We start from the raw sequence: 19,556 nt of genomic DNA, 5'->3' as shown, positions 1-19,556 counted from the left end.
CGTTACAATTTTCAAACAGCTTATTTTAGTCCTTTAACGCTTCTAATCTTCGTTAGAAAGCAAGAAGAGGTGAGAAAGGCGGTAACGGGCGAAAAAACCATCAGCAAGCACGCATTCATCTGCAAATAACCGCCAAAGTATGCACATCGCATTCATCAGCAAATAACCGCCAAAGTATGCACATCGCTTTCATCAGCAAATAACCGCCAAAGTATGCACATCGCATTCATCAGCAAATTACTACCAAAGTGTGCACATCAGCATTCGCTCAGCACATATCCACCAAGTTGAGCACATCAACTTTATTTCAGCACATAGCCTTTTAATTGCTGACGCGCTTCCTTGCACAATGTGTCTTCGTCGATCATGTCGGACCAGTACTTTTTGAGCAGGCTGCGCAGTGCATAGAAATGCACATCGGTTAAGCCGAGATCTCGCTGCACCCGCGCTGAGCGCAAATGCTCGCGAAACATGGCATAGTGCGACGGACGGTTAAGAGATTTGCTGTCCTGGCCAGTCTGCTCAGCGATCGGTTTATAAGCAGGAATGCTCAACGTATACTCTCTTATTTTTTGCTGTGCTCTGCGGGTGGCGAAATAACGCAGCAGCAAATTGGCTGCATGCTTATTGGGCGAGTTGGCGTTAATAGCCAAGCCAACGATAATTAAAAGTGTCGCTGGATAATCGGTATAAGGCAATGGAGCAACGTCGAATTGAATATTGGTATGCTTGAATTCATTCAAATTCAAATAGCTTGAAATAATAATAGATACGCGATCCTCAACAAACAATTGGTTGACGTCGTCATTGCTTTCAATTAAGTACCCCGGAAAAATAGTTCTGTTATTGACGAGCTGCTTCACCTGTTTTATATTATCCAGCAGCTTTGTCCCCGCCAGCTCGCATGTTTCCCCTTCCCCAGCAGGCTGAAAGGTCATGCCGCTTTGCAGCATGAAAAGAGGCCAGCGGTTTTCGGACAGCAAATGGAAGTACAGCCCATGGCGTTGTCCGGGAATCGCCAGCTTCTCCGCAGATTGCACCACATCGCTCCAGCTCCAGCTGCTGTCAGGTTCCGGCAGCTCCATTTTGCGAAAATGCTCCTTATTGTAGCAAAGCACCATAGGCGAGAAAACGACTGGCTGTACATAAAGCTTGTCCTCATAGCTGAAGGGCTTTTGTAAAAATGGATAAATGTCCGGCTGCTGCTCAACAGGCTCAAGCAGCTCGAGGCAATTATTTTCGACAAATTCCCCAAAGTACATGGGGTTCAAGGACAGTACGTCTACGATCCCATTCTCCAAAAAGTTTTTGAACGTGCTTATGTTGTGATTTCCAACAGTCGGATGCCCAGAGGAAATGGGGATGGTTTTCACTTGAATTGTCGGAAACTGTGCATGGAAATCAGCTAACAGCTGCTGCAAAGCGAAGTCGCGCTCTATTGAAGGGCTGCAGCCAAGCGTCAGCACGATGCGCTCCTTGGAGCCGGTGCCAGTTACTTTATTGCCGACCCGGTTGATCTTGACGATCAGCCCTTCGTCTACGAGTGTATCCAGCCCTTTGCGGACGGATTTATTGCTCAGCTGATACAGCTCGGCTAACTTCATTTCCGGGGGCAAAAATGAGCCCGGAGGATAAATGCCGTCCATAATCTGCTCGCGCAGCTTTTGGACAAAAGAGTCCAGGCGTTCCTGAAACGGCTTCCGTTTGGAAGTTGTTGTCATCGTATAAGCTCCTTTTTCATACATCAGAAAAATGATGTAATGTACGAATGAAATGTGCGAACGAGAAAAAACATGTCTATCCTGATGTATTTCAACTGATGCATTGTAGTGTACATGAAACGATTGACACTAAATACACTTATTTGTATGATGGAATTGAAATTATACATCAACACATTAGATGTGATGTATTTTATAAGTTATATTCTACACTACAAATGAATCGCTTAACAAGGGGGGTGCCGCTGAAAAAGGCAAACAATATTACCGAGGTATATCAGCTTCGTTTCAGCAAATTATTGTCAGCGCTTACATTATGGATGATGGGGGTAAGGACATGAACAGGCTAAAGTTTAAAAAATTTTTTTACACAGGGTTATTGGCAGTTATCGTAGCGGCAGTAAGTCTTGCAGGGTGCTCCAGCAATAATGGGAACGGTGGACAAAGCTCGCCTTCTGTATCGCCGTCAGCTCCCACCGAATCGTCTTCGCCAGAGCCGGAAGGCGCCAAGGAAATTACATTAAACTGGCTGACGTATCAGTACGGGCCGGTGGATGACAATTCGGAAAGCAAGAAGCTGCTTGAGGAAAAGTTCAATGTAAAATTCAACATTTGGTACATGGATGCAACGAAGCGTGAAGAGCTGCTTGGCACAAAGATGGCGAGCGGACAATTCCCGGACTTTATGACGGTATATAACGGAGCCGATCTGGCAAAGTTTATTGATCAAGAGGTAGCCGTGACGTATACCGAGGAAGAGCTGAATACGTATATGCCGAATTATAAGGCTCTTGTAGATAAGTACAATCCTGAATCATGGACTTACGTAAAGCGTAACGGCGAATATATGGGTATACCTAGCTTGAATACGGACGGCGTGTATGGCTGGGCTGTGGCATGGAGAAAAGATTGGCTGGATAAAGTCGGCATTTCTAAAGTTCCCGAAACGTTAGACGAGTTAATTGATGCGATGACGAAGTTCCGCAACGGCGATCCTGACAACAATGGGAAAAAGGATACGTACGGCATGTCCAAGACAGGCATGCAAATGGTATATGGAGCGTTTGGCATTTATCCGGAATTTTGGACAGAGCGCGATGGCGAAATCGTATGGAGCGGCATAACGCCTGAAGCGAAAAAAGCGCTTGAGGTGCTGAGACAGATGAAGAAGGATGATTTGATCAGCCCGGAGTGGGTGCTGCCTAACGGAGAAAACCAGGGCGGATATTGGGCGGTATCGCATGACTTTGTAAACGGTAAAATCGGCCTTTCCAGCCATGGTGCTTATTATCATTGGGCTCCGGCCAACCCGGACAAAAATTTCCCTGGCGGGGACAATCCGAAGCTGATGGCCGAGACGAATCCGAATGCTGTTATCGCATACGGCAAGCCAGTGAAAGGACCGGACGGCAAGGCCGGAGTACCGGCGCCTGGTATGACGGGTTCGACTTATATGGCCTTCGGCAAAGAAGCTAAAGACCCAGAGGTGAAGCATCGTATTATGCAGATATGGGATGCAATCTACGGGGATTACGATCTATTTATGAAAGTTAAATTCGGCACGTTGGGTGAGACCTACGATATGGACGGCTTGATGCCTAGGATGAAGGAGCAGTTCAGTAAAACCGATGAGCAGGCAAAGCTTGGCTTGCATATTACGTTCACGCCATTTGCCAATCCTGAGTTTTTAAGCAAGTGGCAGGACCCTGCTGAAGTGGAGAAGACGAGATCGCTGTTCCTGTATCCGGACGGCTCGATCGCCAATGCGGTCAAATCACCGCTGCCTTCTGAATCCAAGTATTACAGCAATTTAGTGAAGTTCCAGCAGGATACGTTTACCGCGATTATTAACGGCGACAAGCCGCTGGATGAATTCGATAAATTCGTTGAGCAGTGGAAAAATGAAGGCGGCGATCAGCTGACGAAAGAAGCGAACGAATGGAAGCAATCCTTAAAGTGAGTGTTCAAAAAGTCCGGTTTTCAGAACCGAGAAGATTGTATGAAACTAGAAATCGGAGGCGCGGAGCGTACTTAAAGGTACGTGAGCACTGGAGATTTCGGTTGAATGCAATATTCGATGTCGAGACGCTTCCTGAGCTACTTCGTTATCAAAATTGGACTTTTTGAACTACCTCTTAAAGTAAGCAGTTGAAAAGCGAGAAAGGCGAAAGGTTTATGGGTCGCCTTTCTCGTTCTATAAGGAGGAGAAGAGAGAACGTGCATGCAAACGAGATGAAAAGTATGCCTCCGCAACCGTCAAGATTGAAAGTATGGCTGAATTCTTACTGGAAAAACCGCTATTTGTTCTATATGCTGCTGCCATGCCTGCTCTATTTTTTAATTTTTAAATACTTTCCTATCTATGGAATTGCTCTTGCGTTTAAGGAGTACAAAATTGTACATGGCATATTCGGGAGCCCGTGGAACGGGCTGGACAATTTTAGGGAGCTGTTCGCGGGGAGAGATTTCCCGCGCGCTTTTCGCAATACGATGATTATTAGCTTTTATAAGCTGATTTTCGGATTTCCGGCTCCGGTTGTGCTGGCGATTCTATTAAATGAGCTAAGGGTCATTATTTTTAAAAGAGTCGTTCAAACCTTGAGCTATTTGCCGCATTTTTTATCATGGGTCGTATTGGCTGGCGTTTTTCTTGAAATTTTCTCGCCAACCCGCGGTGTCATCAATTATTTCATATCGAGCTTGGGCGGCGATCCGATATTTTTCTTTGGAGACAGGGATTGGTTTCGAACGCTTCTGGTAAGCACTGAGGTTTGGAAAACGGTCGGCTGGGGCTCAATTATATATCTGGCTGCCCTTAGCAACATTGATCCGACCTTATACGAAGCGGCGGTTGTTGACGGCGCAAGCCGATGGAGACAGATGCTGCATGTGACGCTGCCATCTCTTTTGCCAGTTATTACGATCATGTTCATATTCGCAGTAGGCGGAATTATTAATGACGATTTTGACCAAATCTTCAATTTCTACAATTCATCCGTGTATGAGGTTGGGGACGTTCTGAGCACCTATACCTATCGGATCGGAATCGGCGAGATGGAGTACGGTCTGGCAACAGCGGCAGGCTTGTTCACAACGGTTATTGCCTTTGTTTTAATTCTCGTCACTAACTTTATCGTCAAGCGCTTCAGCGAATACGGAATCTGGTAAGGAGCATAGCTATGTCCATGACTATAGGAAAAAAATCGGCTGGAGAGAAAGCATTTGATATCGCCAATATTATCTTTCTTTCTCTGTTCGCTTTTTCGGCAGTATATCCATTCATTAATATTATTGTCGTATCCTTCAGCACACCCGCTGCTGCCAACCAGTACGGGTTGAAGCTGTGGCCCAAGGAAACGACGCTTGCGGCCTATGAACTTGTCTTTGCCAACAAGCTGATTTGGACCGGGTATTACAATACGATTTTTCGTACGGTAATCGGCACAGCGCTTAATGTTATATTTTCGGTGCTTTGCGCCTATCCGCTGTCCAAAAAATATTTGCCGAACCGTAATCTATATACGTCTTTAGTCGTTTTTACGATGTTTTTCAGCGGCGGATTAATCCCTAACTATTTGCTCATCAAGGAGTTGGGGCTGCTCGATAACCGGTTTTCATTAATTTTGCCGGGCTTGATCGCTGCCTTTACGATGATTATCGTTCGTAACTTCTTTATGGCTATGCCGGAGGAAATTGAGGAGTCCGCTAAAATTGACGGGGCTACAGATATTCGCGTCCTGTTTAGCATCGTGCTTCCCGTGTCTATGCCCATTATTGCTACGATATCGCTATGGTATGCGGTTGCCCATTGGAACGCCTGGTTCGATTCGCTGCTGTATATAAGCAGTCCGGAGAAGACGGTGCTTGGCAACGTGCTGCGAAAAATCATTATTGAAGGCTCACCGCAGTTTCAGCAATACGATACGTATGATCCTACGAAAGCTAACAGTGTAGTTACGCCGGATATTATCCGTGCGGCAACGATTATGGTCGCGACAACACCGATCTTGCTCGTCTATCCTTTCATACAGAAATATTTTGTGAAGGGCGTCATGATAGGATCGCTAAAAGGATAGGAGGTGCACAGGATGAACGTAAAGCCGAATATCGGCCTATATCTGGAACCAAGCAATATCGAGCTTGCGAGGCAAAATTTGAAGCAGTTTGCTTGGGCGCGGCAGGCATTTGAACAGTGGAAGCGGCAATGTGAGCAGTGGCTGGAGATTAGCGAGGAGCAGATTTACTCTTGCGTGCTCGGCATGAAGGATGAGGTATTCGCATACGGCATATCGGGCTGTCCGGCTTGCGGCACTGCCTTCCCTATGGAGCCGGCAAAGCAGCACGGCATGTTTTCGTCTATTAATGAGCTGCCTGCCAAAAAAATCACATGTCCAAGCTGCCGAGCGGTTATGCCGAGCGATGCTTTTCCGGATTCAGGCGCTGGATTGGAAATCGGCTCGAAGGCTTACTATTTGATAGGCATGTGGAATTTTTATTATGCGGGAGAGCTGCTTGGCGGCGTTAGAAATCATGAAGGGCTAGTCACCAAGCTGACCTATCTTTATATGCTGACTGGCGATGTGCGTTATGCCAAAAGAGCGATCGTTATATTAGATGCTTTTGCCGCTATAAATACGGGTTCAATCGGCCCAAGAGATTTTACGGCGTTCGGCAGCGAGTTTGAAATCGGAAGATTGCATATGCTGACCAGCATCGTGCACCGCATTAAACTGTTTTTGGCACAGGCCTATGACTGGCTCGGCGGGTTAAACGGACTATTGGATGTGCCTTCGCCGGCATTAGAGCATTTGGGCTTAGGCGGAACAATACGCAGCAATATTGAAGCTATGCTGAATGATTATATGCTGACTGAGCCCGGAGGCCCTTATTACGACCTGAAGGATGGCAATCTGACCAATCTGCAAAATCATGAGTCGGATGGCGTCCGCGCCATGCTTGCGGTAGGGCTGGCGCTTGGCCGCGATGATTACTGCGAGTGGGGGCGTACTGCAGTTGAAGCATACTTCTACAATGCGCTTGGCCGTGACGGTATGTACTATGAAGGCTCATACGGCTATTCGCTGTTTACAGGCACGATTTTTCTTGATATTGCTTTACTAGCGCTGCGGGCATCAACGAAAGAGCAGCTGGAAGCTTTTCACCCTTTTGCATGTGACAGATTTTTTCGTTTTGCTGTGGAAAATCCGCTGGACATGCTTTGTCATGGCCATCTGCCCTCCTATGGCGATTGGGGCAAGGACAGCTTCGTAGGACGGACAGCTAATCCCGAATTATTGCTGGAAGCGTACAGAGCCGCTCTTTATTTCTATCAATTCGCTCCTTCCAACGAACTGCGCGATAGAGCTCGCAAGATTATGCTTCAGGTCTATCCGTCGATTCAGGAGCGGCTTGGAATCAGGGGGATCGACTTGTTCTTCCGCCATCCGCAGGAGGCGGCAGCTTTGCCGGAAATCGAATATGCATTGCCCAAGCATAATACCGTTATGGGGCAAGCGGGCATCGGCATTATTCGAGGGGCGGAGGATGCTGCCGTATTCATGCGCCTGGGGCCGAATTTAACCCATGCCCATGATGATGTGCTGGCCTGCCAGTTTTATGATTGCGGCAAGGAAATTTCGGCAGATATCGGCTACGGCATATACGGCACGAATGCGCATTTGGGCTGGGGCAGCAAAGCGATAGCGCATAATACGGTAGTCGTTAATGGCGATTCGATGCTGCGTTCAGGGCAGCTCTTCAAGCCGTTTGCCGGCGGGGAATTTACCTGGTTGCAGCAGGAGAAGCAGGTAAGCGCGATGGAAGGCCGCGCGCCTCGCCTGTACGGCATTGACGATTACAGGCGAATGCTCGCTGTTGCTTCCTTAACTAACGGCCAATCCTATGTCGTCGACTTTTTTTATGTAGAGGGCGCCGAGACGACGGATTATGCGTTTCACGCATTCCATGAGGAAAGTACGCTTCAGCTTCGCGGAACAGTAGAGAAGCCCGCTTTGCATTGGACACTGGCTGGCGTCGATTCGCAGCAAAAGCTGTATTATGATAAGCCGGGGTTAAGCTTAGGCGAGCGGCTGACTACAGGGGAGACTTTTTCCGAGCTGCTTGAAGGGGAAGAGGCGAGATTGTGGACTCCGGAGCCGAATAACGGTTACGGCTTTATTTATGGTGTGAAGGAGCACGAGGGGGCTGAACGATTCGTAGAGGCTAGCTGGGCGGCAAAGAGCGGAACAAAGCTGACGTGGATCGGGCTATGCGAGTCGGGCGACCGCATATTTACGGGAAGCTGTCCAAGCTTGGATGGAGCAGCTCAGCATCCTATTATGATTCAGCGAAGCAGTCAAGCGAAGAAGCAGTATGCCGCTGTGTTTTACGCATCGGATGCGAATGCGGCACAAGCCGAGAAATGCGTCAGTCAGGTAAGCGGGCTCCAAGCTGCGGGTACAATTGTAACGGCTATTGAAGTGCAGCTGGCGGACGGCTGTACAGATTATTGGGTATACAGCCCGGGCTGGCAAGCGATTACGGTAAGTGTGCGCGGCCAGGATTGGCTTATCCGGGGACGAAGCGCGTGGATGCGTTTGGATGCCGGCGGCGAGGTAATGGACGGTACCTGCTTGTGTGCAGAGTCGATGCGATACGGAAAGTACGAAAAAAACGGCAGCGCAGAGCGCTGGATGCGCATCGTTCGGGTTGATGAAAAGGAGTCTGCCGTTTGGATTGAAAATGGCGAAGCTGCCTTTAATCCGGGTAAGAGCTGCGCTTTTGCCAAAATACGGCCTCAAGGCTTTGATCAATCTTCCATATATCCTATTCAGCAGGTTACGCAAGACGGCGGGTTGATGAAGCTTCACCTGCGTGATTCGCTTGTACTTTCCAAAGGAGTTGTGCATAAGACGGAATCGGATATTATCCAAACCTTGTATCCGCTGCCGCTTGGCGCAGATGCTATGGGAGGCGGCGAGAGGGATACTCCGTTCCGCGGAAGATGGATGAAGGGGCAGAAGGGAGGGCTTGCTGAAATAGTTGCAATCCCAGAGCTGAAGCGGATCAGGGCGCATATATCAGTCCCTTTCGCAGATGGCGAAGCATTCGAAATATTGGAGCTGCTAACGGGCTTTGAACTGGCTTTTATTTAATCTTACTCTCGAGGAGGATTAGGAATGAATAGGAAAGCAAGAACTTATAAGGCTCTTATTGTTTGTATTTTGGCGGCAATGTTAGGCAGTGCATTCCCCATGCAGGCATACGCGAACGCTGATGCAGGCGAGGAAAGCGCGGTGAATGAGGCGGAGCCTGTTAATTTGGCGCTTAACAAAGCTGTAACGATTACTCAGCCTGATGATGTATTTGATAAAATCGCCGGCATTGGCGCATACGGAAAAGAAACGACTGATTTATCGAAGGGAGGAATGCTGACAGACGGTAAATACGGCAATTTGGGAAACTGGGAGGATACATCCAACTGGTTCGTTTTCTATCGCAAGCTGAAGCGTGAGGTCGTTGTCGATCTGGAACAGATCCATACAGTAAACCGGATTCAGATTGGCTTCGGTCAAACGAACGGTGTCGGAATTGTACCGCCTCTCAATGTCCGATATTATGTTTCAAATGATGGCACGGATTACCGGTATGTCGGACTTGCCGAGCCGGATGTTCCGCTTTATTTTGCCGATACGGCCGGAAATTCGATGCACCGCAAAATATATAAGCTTGATGAATATTTGGATGGCTCGCCCTTGAATGTACAAGCGAGATACGTAAAGCTCGTATTTGTTATTAATACGTTTGGCTGGGCGGATGAAATTGAAGTGACAGGCCACGATGGGGTAATCGATAACGCGATCATTCCGCCTGATGTTCATGACGGGCTTCATTTCGACAGGCTGCCGGAAGCGGGAACCGGGGAAGCCGCCAATATCGAGGATCAATTTTTATGGTATTCGGGTCCGATGAGAGAGGCTGACAAAGCTTTTACAGATTGGACAAAAGAAAAGGCGCTGGCTATGCTTGGTTATCTTGATATTCATGGGGATATAAAAGACTGGTATTTCAATGATTTACTCGCTATCCCGGTCGTTGCGATGGTTACACCGTCAGGCTTTGACGGCAACGGAGCAGCCAAATTTGTCACCAAGCAGGACCTGCTAGCTTATCTCGATTTTATTTTTAAAGAGGATACGCAGTTCGGGGCAATCGACTGGGCGGCAGGGGAAGTGAATGACAAGCTTGGAACCGACAAAAAAGTAAGAATCAATATGTCGATTCCTTGGATTGTTAGCAGTTCGAATTTCGGCGATATTTATGGAGACGGCAGCAAGCTAAGCACCCTCCCGGCTGATTTTGCCGATCAGGTGGATGATCCTGGCTCCAGAGAAGGCAAACTTGAGATGAACCGCCTTGCTTTGGAAAATAAAAAGCTTGCCTTTAAATGGTATATCGATGAGGTAATAGAGCGCTTCGAGCAGGCTGGCTATAAAAATTTAACGCTGGACAGTTTCTATTGGTACCACGAACGGATTTTGGAAGCGGAAGGCGAGGTCGATGCAATTCGGTTCACTGCGGATTATTTAAAGGATAAAGATTATTTCTTTACCTGGATTCCGTACATCGGCCCAAGCTCTCCTTACGTATGGCGGGATTTGGGCTTTACGGCCGCTTCGATTCAGCCGGGCTTTGCTTTCAATGCCAGTAAAAAAAATATTTTCCCTGAAATTACAAAGCTGGCTGAACGAGTAGGAGCGTCTGTGGAAATTGAATATGACGATTACCGGACGCTGGCTCAGTATTTGAATTACGGCGAATCGCTAGGTTATATGACGTCTACTTTTAATACGTATTACATGGCTGCAATGCCGATTGTAGACGGAGCATATGCTTTTAGCCCGCTTGATCCGAAGAAAGTTCCCGATTCTTTGGCAGCTATAAGGCGAAGTGTTTATGACCGGGTGTATGAGTATAAGACGGGGCAGTATGAGCGAAGATTTACTGCTAATTTGATAACGGATATTGCCAATAAAAATAAGATGACTGCGGCGATCAAGCTGCCGCTGGCCAACCATTACGTAAGCGGTTCAATGGAAGTTTTGTACGATGCAACCAAGGTAGATTATACCGATTTTGTCGTGCCTGCATCCTCTAAAGCTAATGTTGAGATCGATCACAGTACGCCTGGCCTTTTAAAAGTTGAATTTTCAGTCGACGATCCGCAGGATGCTATTTTTGCAGATTTGATAGAGCGGCGCAATCCGCTGGCAGGGGCACCGGAGCTTGTTACCCTTCAATTTGCTATAAAACCGGGTGTTTCGGACAGCGCGATTTCAGGCAGAGACTTTGTACTGAGCTCGACTGGCTCCATGACGGATGTCGATGGCTCTCAGTATACGAATTTTACGGCCAGTGATATCGAGCAAGGAACAGAGGCTGCGCGTTATGCGTCGGCAAGCTCCGCCGTAGTTCAGGCAGAGGCGACCTTCCTGCCTCGCGACATTCAAGCAGCAAAGGCGCTAGTGAACGTACTGCCGGACGGTCCGAATAAAACACGCCTGCTGAATAGGCTTGCAGTGCTCAATTTGCCCATTGAGATCGTAAAGCTGAGTCCGGAGACGTCCTTCAAGCTGGGGGAGGAAGCGAAAGTAACAGTTAAAGCTACAGTGAGAAGCACCTCATCGGCTCAAATGACGCTGATTATGGGGCTTTATGACAAAGCGTCCAATCAGCTTGTTTCTTACAATGCAATCAGCCAATCGCTCGACAGCGGCAAATCTGTTGAAGTAACTGGCTTGATCAAGCTTCCCAAGACAGGGCAGTACGAAGTGAGATGCTTCGTCTGGGACAGCCTGGACGGAATGATTCCATTATCCGAGCCAATTCATATTGCAGTGAATGAATAAATAGACGAGGAGGCAAACCTTGTGATAAGAAAAGCAATCATCATTTGCTGCCTATTATTCGGAATATCGGTCGCTGCAGCATATGGGGAGGGACTGCAGCCTACGATACAAGTAGAAGTGACAGGCAAGCAAGTCCGCGTAACAGGTACAGTGCTGTCTGCCGGCAAGCAGGTAACGCTTTTGGTGAAGAACCCTGCTGGCCAAATCGAGCATATTAATCAGCTGGCGAGCAGCTCGGAAGCGGCATACAGCTTTCAATTTACAATTGCTGATCCGCTGAAGGGAAATTATACGGCCTATGTGGGCAGCAGCGATCTTGAAGCGCCGCTCGAGTTATCATTCAAGCTTCCGACAGACGGGGGTCAGCCCTCACAGCCGCCAGCGTCATTCCCTGTCGCTCCTTCTGCGCCCAGGCCTGATTTAATGATTGTTGACGAGAGCCTGCTTAGAACGGCTAAGGATGGCAAGATTGCGTTAGAGGTCCCTGCGGGCAAAGCGGGCGTGCTGCTGGGAGGAAAAGCGGCCGAGGCTGCAGGCGGCAATCAGCTGGATATTGCAATTGGCCATGCCATGATTAGTATTTCCCCTGAAGCCTTGCAGGTAATTTTAGAGCAAATTGAAATGGAGCAGATAGCGAATATGGGAATTTCCTTAACGGCTGCTCCTTTATCTGCAAATGAAGCAGCAGCTCTTATGAATAGAGCCTCTAAACTTTCTGCGGCCAATATTAGGTCAGAAGGAGAGATTATTCGATTACAGCTTGCTATCGTCGATTTGAAAACCGGCGAAGAAATAAAGACGTTACTTCTGAAGCAGCCGCTGCAAATTACTTTTATGCTGAATCGGAATGCAGACTTAACGCTTGCAGGTATTTACAGGATTTCGGATAAAAGCGAGTTGGAGTTCCGAAAAGGTGAAGCTGGCAAGGAGCCTTCATCGTTCACAACAAGGATAAGCGATCTCGGTCTGTACGGCGTGCTCACTTATGACAAGTCGTTTGTCGATGTTCCTCCTTCCCATTGGGCCTATCAGGGGGTGAAGGTGTTATCTGCCAAGCATATTATTAAAGGAATCAGCGATGCTGACTATGCGCCTGCCAGGCAGGTAACACGCGCAGAAATGGCGGCGCTGCTGAATCGCACACTCGGTCTCTCCGTACAACAAAAAGCAGGCTTTGCCGATGTTGATCCTGCTGCCTGGTACGCCGATGACGTTGCGGCTTTGGCGGAGGCCGGAATTATTAAGGGCGTGTCGGAAACAATCTTCGAGCCTGACCGAATGGTAACACGCGAGGAAATGGCAGTGATGCTGGTCAGAGCATACAAGGTTAATCGCAGCGTCGCTGACGAAAGTCCGCTGGAAATCGTTTTTGAGGACCAGTCCCAAATATCTGAATGGGCAGCCGATTCTGTATTAGTCGCCTATCAGCTTGGGCTTATTCAAGGCAATGAGAAGAAGCAGTTTCATCCCAAAAGCTCTGCTACGCGAGCCGAGATGGCTCAAGTTATTTATAATTTTTTGAAAAAATAAACTTAATTCCAAAAAGAGATAATGGGAAGCGGAGGAGGCAGCATGAGAAAAATAGTAGTAAGCGACGGAAGCCCGTTGATAGCCAATGGGGATGAGCCGCGTTTTGATCAAGCAAACAGGGTGCTGATTGAGGTGCGCTATTCTGCGATCAGCCCAGGTACGGAGCTCCAGCTATTGCGCAATCCGCTCGTACCGAACGGCTTCGAGCTCGGCTACAGTGCGTCCGGACAAGTGATGGAGGTGGGGGAAGGCGTCACTACGCTGAAAAAAGGGGACTATGTCGCCTGTTATGGCGGCCCTTATGTGTATCATGCCGAACGGCTTTCCGTTCCTGAAACATTATGTGTTCGTTTATCTTCTGAAAAGTGGTTGAAACCTGCTGCATTTATTGGGCCGGGCGCCGTTGCGATTCATAGCCTGCGGCGCTTGAACCTGCAGTTTGGCGAAATTGTATGGGTTGTAGGACTCGGCTTGCTTGGACAATTGATTGCCAGGCTGGCATTGAATTCTAATTATCAAGTGTTTGCAACAGATCAAAATGCAGGGCGCTGCAATCTGGCGCGAGCTATCGGGATTAGCAATGTATGCATTGCCGATGATCTGTTATCGATTGATATGGCCATTAATAAGCTGACAGACCAGCATGGGGTAGACGCGATATTGCTATGCGCGCATTCTCAAAAAGTCGGAATTATTGACTATGCGCTGGAGCGTTTGGCGTTTCGCGGCAAAATCGCCGTCGTAGGCAATATTCCAATGAACTTTTCACGCGAGTTGTTTTTCCAGAAGGAGGCTGACCTGGTCATTGCGCGAGCAGCTGGTCCCGGCAGGTATGACAAGCAGTATGAGGATGATGGGGTCGATTATCCGAAGTCCTATGTGCGCTGGACGGAAGGGAGAAATATGCAGGAGTTTGTACGGCAATTGGAAAGCGGGCAGCTTCCTGTCCATTCCCTGATTACACACGAGTTTTCGCTTCCTGAAGCGCATAATGGCTATGCGAAGCTTGCTGCGGAGCAGGGCTCTGCGCTTGGTGTGTTAATCCGCTATGACTAGCGTGTAGTACTGTTTGAGTAGTTGTGAATAAATAAAGCATTAAGAGAAAGGGCAATAAGAAAAAGAAATAAGCAAAAGTGGAGGGCAAGCTGCCCTTGCTTTTGCTTACTTTTTTTGCTTTAGTGTTTGTGGTAGCTAAGTTACAATGGAGACTGGCAAGTGTTCGTGGCAGCTAAGTTACAATGAAGATTGGCAAGTGTTTGTGGCAGCTAAGTTAAAATGAAGACTGGCAAGTTTTCGTGGTAGCTAAGTACAGTTTGAGCATCTAGATTCTTTTTTATTTAATAAACGATTCTACATGTATTCTAACGAAACAGGCAAGCGCTATTTCAACGAAAATAGCTCACTTTTATTGTCGTTGCTCCTCAAAACGGCTCAATCAGCGCCACCCCAAAATGGCCAATTGTATATGAAATATCATCTATGAAATATCATCACATTACGCTGATTTACCTCGAAAAACACAATTGTATATGAAATTTCATACACATTAAGCTGATTTACCTCGAAAAACGCAATTGTATATGAAATTTCATACACATTAAGCTGATTTACCTCAAAAAACACAATTGTATATGAAATTTCATACACATTAAGCTGATTTACCTCGAAAAACGCAATTGTATATGAAAAATCATACACATTACGCTGATTTACCTCAAAAAACGCAATTGTATATGAAAAATCATACACATTACGCTGAATTACCTCAAAGTGCACAATTGTATATGAAATTTCATACACATTAAGCTGATTTACCTCGAAAAACGCAATTGTATATGAAAAATCATACACATTACGCTGAATTACCTCAAAATGCACAATTGTATATGAAAATTCATACAGAATCGGTCAGACGTTCCGTTAATACGCTCGAAATCGTAGTTTTGAGGCGGCAAAGTGGCAGACGTTCCGTTATTGATCCATAAATCGCAGAAAGTAACCATTTGGAGCCGTATAGCGGAATGCGTGACCGCGAAACGAAGAAAATGGCGGTTTTTAGGCAAATAACGGAACGTGTGACCATGTCCATTCCTTGCGAGCAACATTTGTTAAGTAAAAGAAAAAAGGTAACGGAGAGCAAGATTGGGACTGGAGAAGCGGCAGCGTCCGCCTTTGTAGGCCAATTTAACCATTACAGGTTTCATAGGTGCTTAGGTGCCAAAAAATTGGCGTACAACAGCGGTCGGAAGCCCAAACTTGAACGCAGTGTCACCTCTTCTACTGCTTGTTGCATCATCCATCCTGCATTGACAATCTCGTCAGTTTCGTTAGTTACCGTTGTTCGGTCGTATACGGTTGAATTTAAAAAGAAATATTTTCAAATATACGCAGGAACAATTGGAAAAGCAAAGAATATTTAACGTGTGTTGGGACTAGAGGGTAACTACCGACAAAACAATGAGTGATTTGGGGGATGTAAATATGAGTTCTAACGGTGAAAATTTAATTGAAAAGTATGACGAGAATATGAAGGCAAGTAAAGTTGAGAGCGGCAGCATACGCTGGTATTCGCCATTAGAGGAGCCGTTCTATGTTGCTGGCTTTGCATGGCGGGAGCAGGATCATGTATATCGCAGACTGCCTGTCCGCCCTTCGCATAAATTGCCGGAGGCGGTTGATTTTTTGGCGGGCAATACAGCCGGCGGACAAATCAAGTTTCAGTCTACCACCAGTCATTTATCGATTCGTGTGAAGCTGAATGAAAGAGCTAATATGACGCATATGCCTGCAACGGGACAGTGCGGGTTTGATTGTTATGTTGAGGCAGAGGGTGAGTTTATATTTAGCGGTGTATCAAAGTATCCTGTTCAAGATTCGGAGTATGAAACGGTTTTATTTAGCAATTATGGCACTGAGCTTAAAAACATCGTCCTGCATTTTCCGCTCTATATGGGTGTGGAGGAAGTGTTTATCGGGTTAGATGAAGAAGCGGTATTAACTGCGCCGCCTGCTTATTTGTCTCAGGAGAAAGTTATTATTTACGGTACTTCGATTACGCAAGGCGGCTGTGCCGCGCGCCCGGGCATGGCCTATACCAATATATTAAGCAGGCGCATACCGCTTGAATTTATTAATCTAGGGTTTTCGGGAAGCGGCAAGGGAGAGCCTGAGCTTGCGCATAATATCGCGGAGATTGAAAATCCCGCTTTGCTGGTGCTGGATTATGAAGCGAACAGTTTGGGGCTAGATATGCTGAAAAATACAATGCCGGAATTTGTACGGATTTACAGGGAAAAGCATCCTGACACCCCTATTTTAGTAGTATCAAAAATTGCTTATGCACAGGAAGTGTTCAATCCCGTAATGAGGGAAGAAGCTTTACAAAGAAGAGCTTTCCAGGAGGGCTTTGTGCAGCAATGCAGGCAAAAGGGAGACCAGGCGATTTATTTCTTTGACGGCTCGCAGCTGCTTGGAGACACAGCCTTTCATGAATGCACAGTTGACGGCGTCCACCCGACGGATTTGGGCTTTTTGCGAATGGCTGACGGTTTAACACCTATATTCAGGCAGCTTCTTCAAATTGTTGATTGAGCTTGAAGATTGACAAGAGGAAAGAAATAAGGAAAGAAGAAGGAAAGAAAGAAGGATAGAAAGAAGGTGAGAAAAAAGGAAAGAAGGAAGGGGCGTTCCGCTATGGCTCGCCATGCAGCAGCGATATAGCGTGGAAAGCAAAATAGCGGAACGAACCTTGAAACGGCATTTCCTAGGCTAAGGACGCGCCTTTCCAAAGGACGGCGGAGCCATTTATCCTTATAAGGCATTCAATTAGCGGATTCAATTAGCGGTAACCCAGTAAGTATGATTAGCTTTTAAATAGGACTGCCACTCTGCCGGAGGCTGTTTGTCGCAAATAATATAGTCGATCGCGTTTAAATCGGAAATTTTATAATAATCACGCACGCCAATTTTGGAATGGTCGGCTACAACGTAGCTATTTTTAGCCATCGCAATAATGCGGCTGGACAGTGTCGCCTTGGCAGCATCAAGGCTCGTAATGCCATGGTCCATCGTGATTCCGTCAATTGAAATAAAGGCTTTGTCCACATAGAAATTTTCAAGCATTTTTTCTGAAAACGTTCCGCATACCCGCTGATGGAGCGAGTTTACCTCTCCGCCCAAAAATATGATTTTGCCCGTAAATGCTTGCTGCTTCTCATATCTCATTAATAAATTGATAATAGAAAAGGAATTGGTTACGATCGTTAATGCCGGAATGCTGAGCAAATGAGGGATGATTTGCAGCGTAGTGCTGCCTTCGTCGATAAAAATAAATTCATTGGACTTAATCAGCTCGGCCGCTTTTTTGCCGATGACTGACTTTTCCGCTATATGCTGCGTTTCTCTTTCCGTGTAAGCCGGCTCTATTTTGCCATAAGAAACTTTGATCGCACCGCCGTACACCTTTTTCAGCTTGCCCTGCGCTTCAAGCTCGTTTAAGTATCTTCTAATCGTTTCCCGCGAAACATCAAAAGTGTCTGCCAAATGATCAACAGTCACTTTTTCATGCGCTTCGATAAGCTCCAATATATGTTTTTTCCGTTCTTCGCCTACTAGAGACATTGAAGTGAACCTCCTTGCGGCATCGGCCTTTTAATCTTCCCAGACACTATCCATTAAGCTTTTCATATGCTTGCTGCGCTCCGCTGTTGCCTCAGCGTCTACCTGCCATACGCCATCAACAAGCGTGACGACGTCGCCCTCTTTGGCAGCAGAATCGACGAAAGATTTATTTACGCTGCTCGTTGCGCCACCTATCTCAATTACAGCAAAGTTGCCTTCGAAGCGATCTATAATGCCTTTCATGGTCCATTCCCCCGTTATTGTGGTGTGAAGCTCGTTTTGGCGGAAGCTTTCAAATTATCATAGGACACATCAATAGTGCCCTGTACGGTAAAATCCTTGGTTGCCCTGCCTATGCGAAAGGAAATTTCCGCATGCCCTTTGCCATCTGTTATGCCTTCATAGCTGGAGGTTGTCGATTTGTAAGCTAGCGTAAGCTCAGCTTTTGCTCCTTTGACGGGCTTGCCATTTTCATCCGTTACGGTAACGGTCACTGTGACGAGCGAGTTTTGCGCTGGTTTTGCGTTATCTATTTTCGCTTTGGCTGTAATCTGTCTTTCCTTATGCGGCGCTGGCGAAGGTGTTGCGGCAGTTTGCCCCGACGGTGCAGACGGCTTGGCGCTAGGCGGCAGCTTCGTTGCATTTGGAAGTGCGGAAGGCTTGCTTGCAGTTGAAATTATTTTACCGTCTGAAGTGAAAATAATATGCCCCTGCAGGTCATTTCGGTACACTTTGACGTTGTGGCGCTTCAGTCTATCCAGTACATTGCTGGCAGGATGCCCGTATTTATTATCTTTGCCGGATTGGATAACAGCGTACTTTGGATTTACAGCCTTTAAAAAGGGTTCACTTGTTGAGGTTTTAGACCCGTGATGACTGACGAGCAGCACATCTGCCTGCAGGCTAGCGCCTGTCTTTAGCATATCTGCTTCGCTTTTGCTCTCTGCATCTCCTGTCAGCAGAAAGCTCGTATCACCATAGACCAGACGCAGGACGGCACTCATTTCATTCGTATCCGTATACGCTTCGATGGGCGCGATCATTTCTGCTTCCACTTTTTCTTCCCAATCGAGTACAACGCCGGCCTTAGCTGTTGTCACTTTCAAATTTTTCTTTTTTACAGCCAATAGTACATCCTCGAATGTTTTTGTATTGGCTTGCACCTTTGGCATGTATATTTTTCCGATATCAAAATGATGAATGACGGCATCCAGCCCGCCAATATGATCGGCATCGGGATGAGTACCAATTAGAATATCAATTTTTTTAATTTGCTGCTTTTTTAAATAATCGACAATATAAGCTTCCTTATCATTATTGCCGGCATCGATCAGCATCGTTTTGCCTGTTGGTCCAATTAATAGCTGTGATGCGCCTTGGCCAACATCGATAAAATGAACAATGAGCTGGCCGCTATTTTTTCCAGATGATGTCGTGACCTCACCCGGCTTCGCAGGCGCTTCTCCGCCGTTTTGCGGGTCGTTCTTACTGTTCTCAGCGGAATTATGGTCAGTCGGCCCGGCTGATTGGCTTGCGATATCGCTTGGCTTCTCTGTATGTATAGGTATGCTGCTGCCCGGCGCTTGGCCGTCAACCGCAATCGGCTTGGCGCCGCATGCGCTAAGTATCATGATTGCTGAAAGCATAAATAAAATCGGTCGAAACCATTTCCAGTTCATAAACTCATCTCCTCCATGAAAGATTACATGAAAGAGGTGAGAAAATAAAGGGAAATAGTCATAAAAACAGCTTCCAAAGCCTACATTGGCATTGGAAG

At 46.9% G+C, this 19,556-nt stretch carries 14 protein-coding genes; 9 read left to right on the top strand and 5 right to left on the bottom strand.

Annotated features, from left to right (window positions below; translation table 11 throughout):
- Positions 1–302 precede the first annotated feature (302 nt).
- Entirely contained in the window at positions 303–1,721 is a 1,419-nt protein-coding gene (locus tag V1L65_RS18580) for an extracellular solute-binding protein (RefSeq protein ID WP_331700721.1), read from the bottom strand.
- A 337-nt stretch (positions 1,722–2,058) separates the two neighbouring features.
- On the opposite strand from V1L65_RS18580, the gene V1L65_RS18575 reads away from it, so the two are divergent.
- The 7 genes from V1L65_RS18575 (at position 2,059) to V1L65_RS18545 (ending at position 14,215) form a co-directional block, all read left to right on the top strand.
- Entirely contained in the window at positions 2,059–3,681 is a 1,623-nt protein-coding gene (locus V1L65_RS18575; RefSeq protein WP_331700720.1) for an ABC transporter substrate-binding protein, read from the top strand.
- Between the two features lie 257 nt (positions 3,682–3,938).
- On the top strand, positions 3,939–4,889 hold the full coding sequence (locus V1L65_RS18570) for an ABC transporter permease (protein ID WP_331700719.1): 951 nt from the start codon (positions 3,939–3,941) through the stop codon (positions 4,887–4,889).
- 11 nt (positions 4,890–4,900) lie between these two features.
- On the top strand, positions 4,901–5,797 hold the full coding sequence (locus tag V1L65_RS18565) for a carbohydrate ABC transporter permease (RefSeq protein WP_331700718.1): 897 nt from the start codon (positions 4,901–4,903) through the stop codon (positions 5,795–5,797).
- Between the two features lie 12 nt (positions 5,798–5,809).
- On the top strand, positions 5,810–8,875 hold the full coding sequence (locus V1L65_RS18560; protein ID WP_331700717.1) for a heparinase II/III domain-containing protein: 3,066 nt from the start codon (positions 5,810–5,812) through the stop codon (positions 8,873–8,875).
- Positions 8,876–8,899: 24 nt separating this feature from the next.
- Positions 8,900–11,629 (top strand): DUF4855 domain-containing protein, encoded by a 2,730-nt coding sequence (locus V1L65_RS18555; RefSeq protein ID WP_331700716.1) that lies wholly within the window; start codon positions 8,900–8,902, stop codon positions 11,627–11,629.
- Positions 11,630–11,650: 21 nt separating this feature from the next.
- Positions 11,651–13,159 (top strand): S-layer homology domain-containing protein, encoded by a 1,509-nt coding sequence (locus V1L65_RS18550; RefSeq protein ID WP_331700715.1) that lies wholly within the window; start codon positions 11,651–11,653, stop codon positions 13,157–13,159.
- Between the two features lie 42 nt (positions 13,160–13,201).
- Positions 13,202–14,215 carry a zinc-dependent alcohol dehydrogenase gene (locus V1L65_RS18545; protein ID WP_331700714.1) on the top strand — a complete coding sequence of 338 codons (1,014 nt, stop codon included), beginning with the start codon at positions 13,202–13,204 and terminating at the stop codon, positions 14,213–14,215.
- 417 nt (positions 14,216–14,632) lie between these two features.
- Here V1L65_RS18545 and V1L65_RS18540 read toward each other — a convergent pair whose 3' ends face one another.
- On the bottom strand, positions 14,633–15,010 hold the full coding sequence (locus V1L65_RS18540; protein ID WP_331700713.1) for a hypothetical protein: 378 nt from the start codon (positions 15,008–15,010) through the stop codon (positions 14,633–14,635).
- A gap of 170 nt (positions 15,011–15,180) precedes the next feature.
- On the opposite strand from V1L65_RS18540, the gene V1L65_RS18535 reads away from it, so the two are divergent.
- Both V1L65_RS18535 and V1L65_RS18530 read left to right on the top strand, forming a co-directional pair.
- Positions 15,181–15,579 carry a hypothetical protein gene (locus V1L65_RS18535; RefSeq protein WP_331700712.1) on the top strand — a complete coding sequence of 133 codons (399 nt, stop codon included), beginning with the start codon at positions 15,181–15,183 and terminating at the stop codon, positions 15,577–15,579.
- 61 nt (positions 15,580–15,640) lie between these two features.
- Positions 15,641–16,750, top strand: coding sequence for an SGNH/GDSL hydrolase family protein (locus tag V1L65_RS18530; RefSeq protein ID WP_331700711.1), 1,110 nt, complete (start codon positions 15,641–15,643; stop codon positions 16,748–16,750).
- 243 nt (positions 16,751–16,993) lie between these two features.
- Here V1L65_RS18530 and V1L65_RS18525 read toward each other — a convergent pair whose 3' ends face one another.
- From V1L65_RS18525 to V1L65_RS18515, 3 genes are read right to left on the bottom strand one after another with little or no spacing between them, the layout of a single operon-like run.
- Positions 16,994–17,779 (bottom strand): DeoR/GlpR family DNA-binding transcription regulator, encoded by a 786-nt coding sequence (locus tag V1L65_RS18525; RefSeq protein ID WP_331700710.1) that lies wholly within the window; start codon positions 17,777–17,779, stop codon positions 16,994–16,996.
- A 30-nt stretch (positions 17,780–17,809) separates the two neighbouring features.
- Entirely contained in the window at positions 17,810–18,022 is a 213-nt protein-coding gene (locus tag V1L65_RS18520) for a DUF3006 domain-containing protein (protein WP_331700709.1), read from the bottom strand.
- Positions 18,023–18,036: 14 nt separating this feature from the next.
- Positions 18,037–19,458, bottom strand: coding sequence for a ComEC/Rec2 family competence protein (locus V1L65_RS18515; RefSeq protein ID WP_331700708.1), 1,422 nt, complete (start codon positions 19,456–19,458; stop codon positions 18,037–18,039).
- Between the last annotated feature and the right edge of the window lie 98 nt (positions 19,459–19,556).

Origin of the sequence: Paenibacillus sp. IITD108 (assembly GCF_036541265.1) — a bacterium.
In the GTDB taxonomy this organism is placed as follows: domain Bacteria; phylum Bacillota; class Bacilli; order Paenibacillales; family Paenibacillaceae; genus Pristimantibacillus.
Note: the sequence above shows the minus strand (reverse complement) of the source record. Positions and strands in the feature narration are given on the sequence as shown.

Excerpts from the sequence above, each read along its gene's own strand:
- V1L65_RS18535 (WP_331700712.1), top strand. The coding sequence starts at position 15,181 with ATGCGTGACCGCGAAACGAAGAAAATGGCGGTTTTTAGGCAAATAACG.
- V1L65_RS18515 (WP_331700708.1), bottom strand. The coding sequence starts at position 19,458 with ATGAACTGGAAATGGTTTCGACCGATTTTATTTATGCTTTCAGCAATC.
- V1L65_RS18565 (WP_331700718.1), top strand. The coding sequence starts at position 4,901 with ATGTCCATGACTATAGGAAAAAAATCGGCTGGAGAGAAAGCATTTGAT.
- V1L65_RS18580 (WP_331700721.1), bottom strand. The coding sequence starts at position 1,721 with ATGACAACAACTTCCAAACGGAAGCCGTTTCAGGAACGCCTGGACTCT.
- V1L65_RS18545 (WP_331700714.1), top strand. The coding sequence starts at position 13,202 with ATGAGAAAAATAGTAGTAAGCGACGGAAGCCCGTTGATAGCCAATGGG.
- V1L65_RS18555 (WP_331700716.1), top strand. The coding sequence starts at position 8,900 with ATGAATAGGAAAGCAAGAACTTATAAGGCTCTTATTGTTTGTATTTTG.
- V1L65_RS18560 (WP_331700717.1), top strand. The coding sequence starts at position 5,810 with ATGAACGTAAAGCCGAATATCGGCCTATATCTGGAACCAAGCAATATC.
- V1L65_RS18530 (WP_331700711.1), top strand. The coding sequence starts at position 15,641 with ATGAGTTCTAACGGTGAAAATTTAATTGAAAAGTATGACGAGAATATG.
- V1L65_RS18520 (WP_331700709.1), bottom strand. The coding sequence starts at position 18,022 with ATGAAAGGCATTATAGATCGCTTCGAAGGCAACTTTGCTGTAATTGAG.
- V1L65_RS18525 (WP_331700710.1), bottom strand. The coding sequence starts at position 17,779 with ATGTCTCTAGTAGGCGAAGAACGGAAAAAACATATATTGGAGCTTATC.
- V1L65_RS18575 (WP_331700720.1), top strand. The coding sequence starts at position 2,059 with ATGAACAGGCTAAAGTTTAAAAAATTTTTTTACACAGGGTTATTGGCA.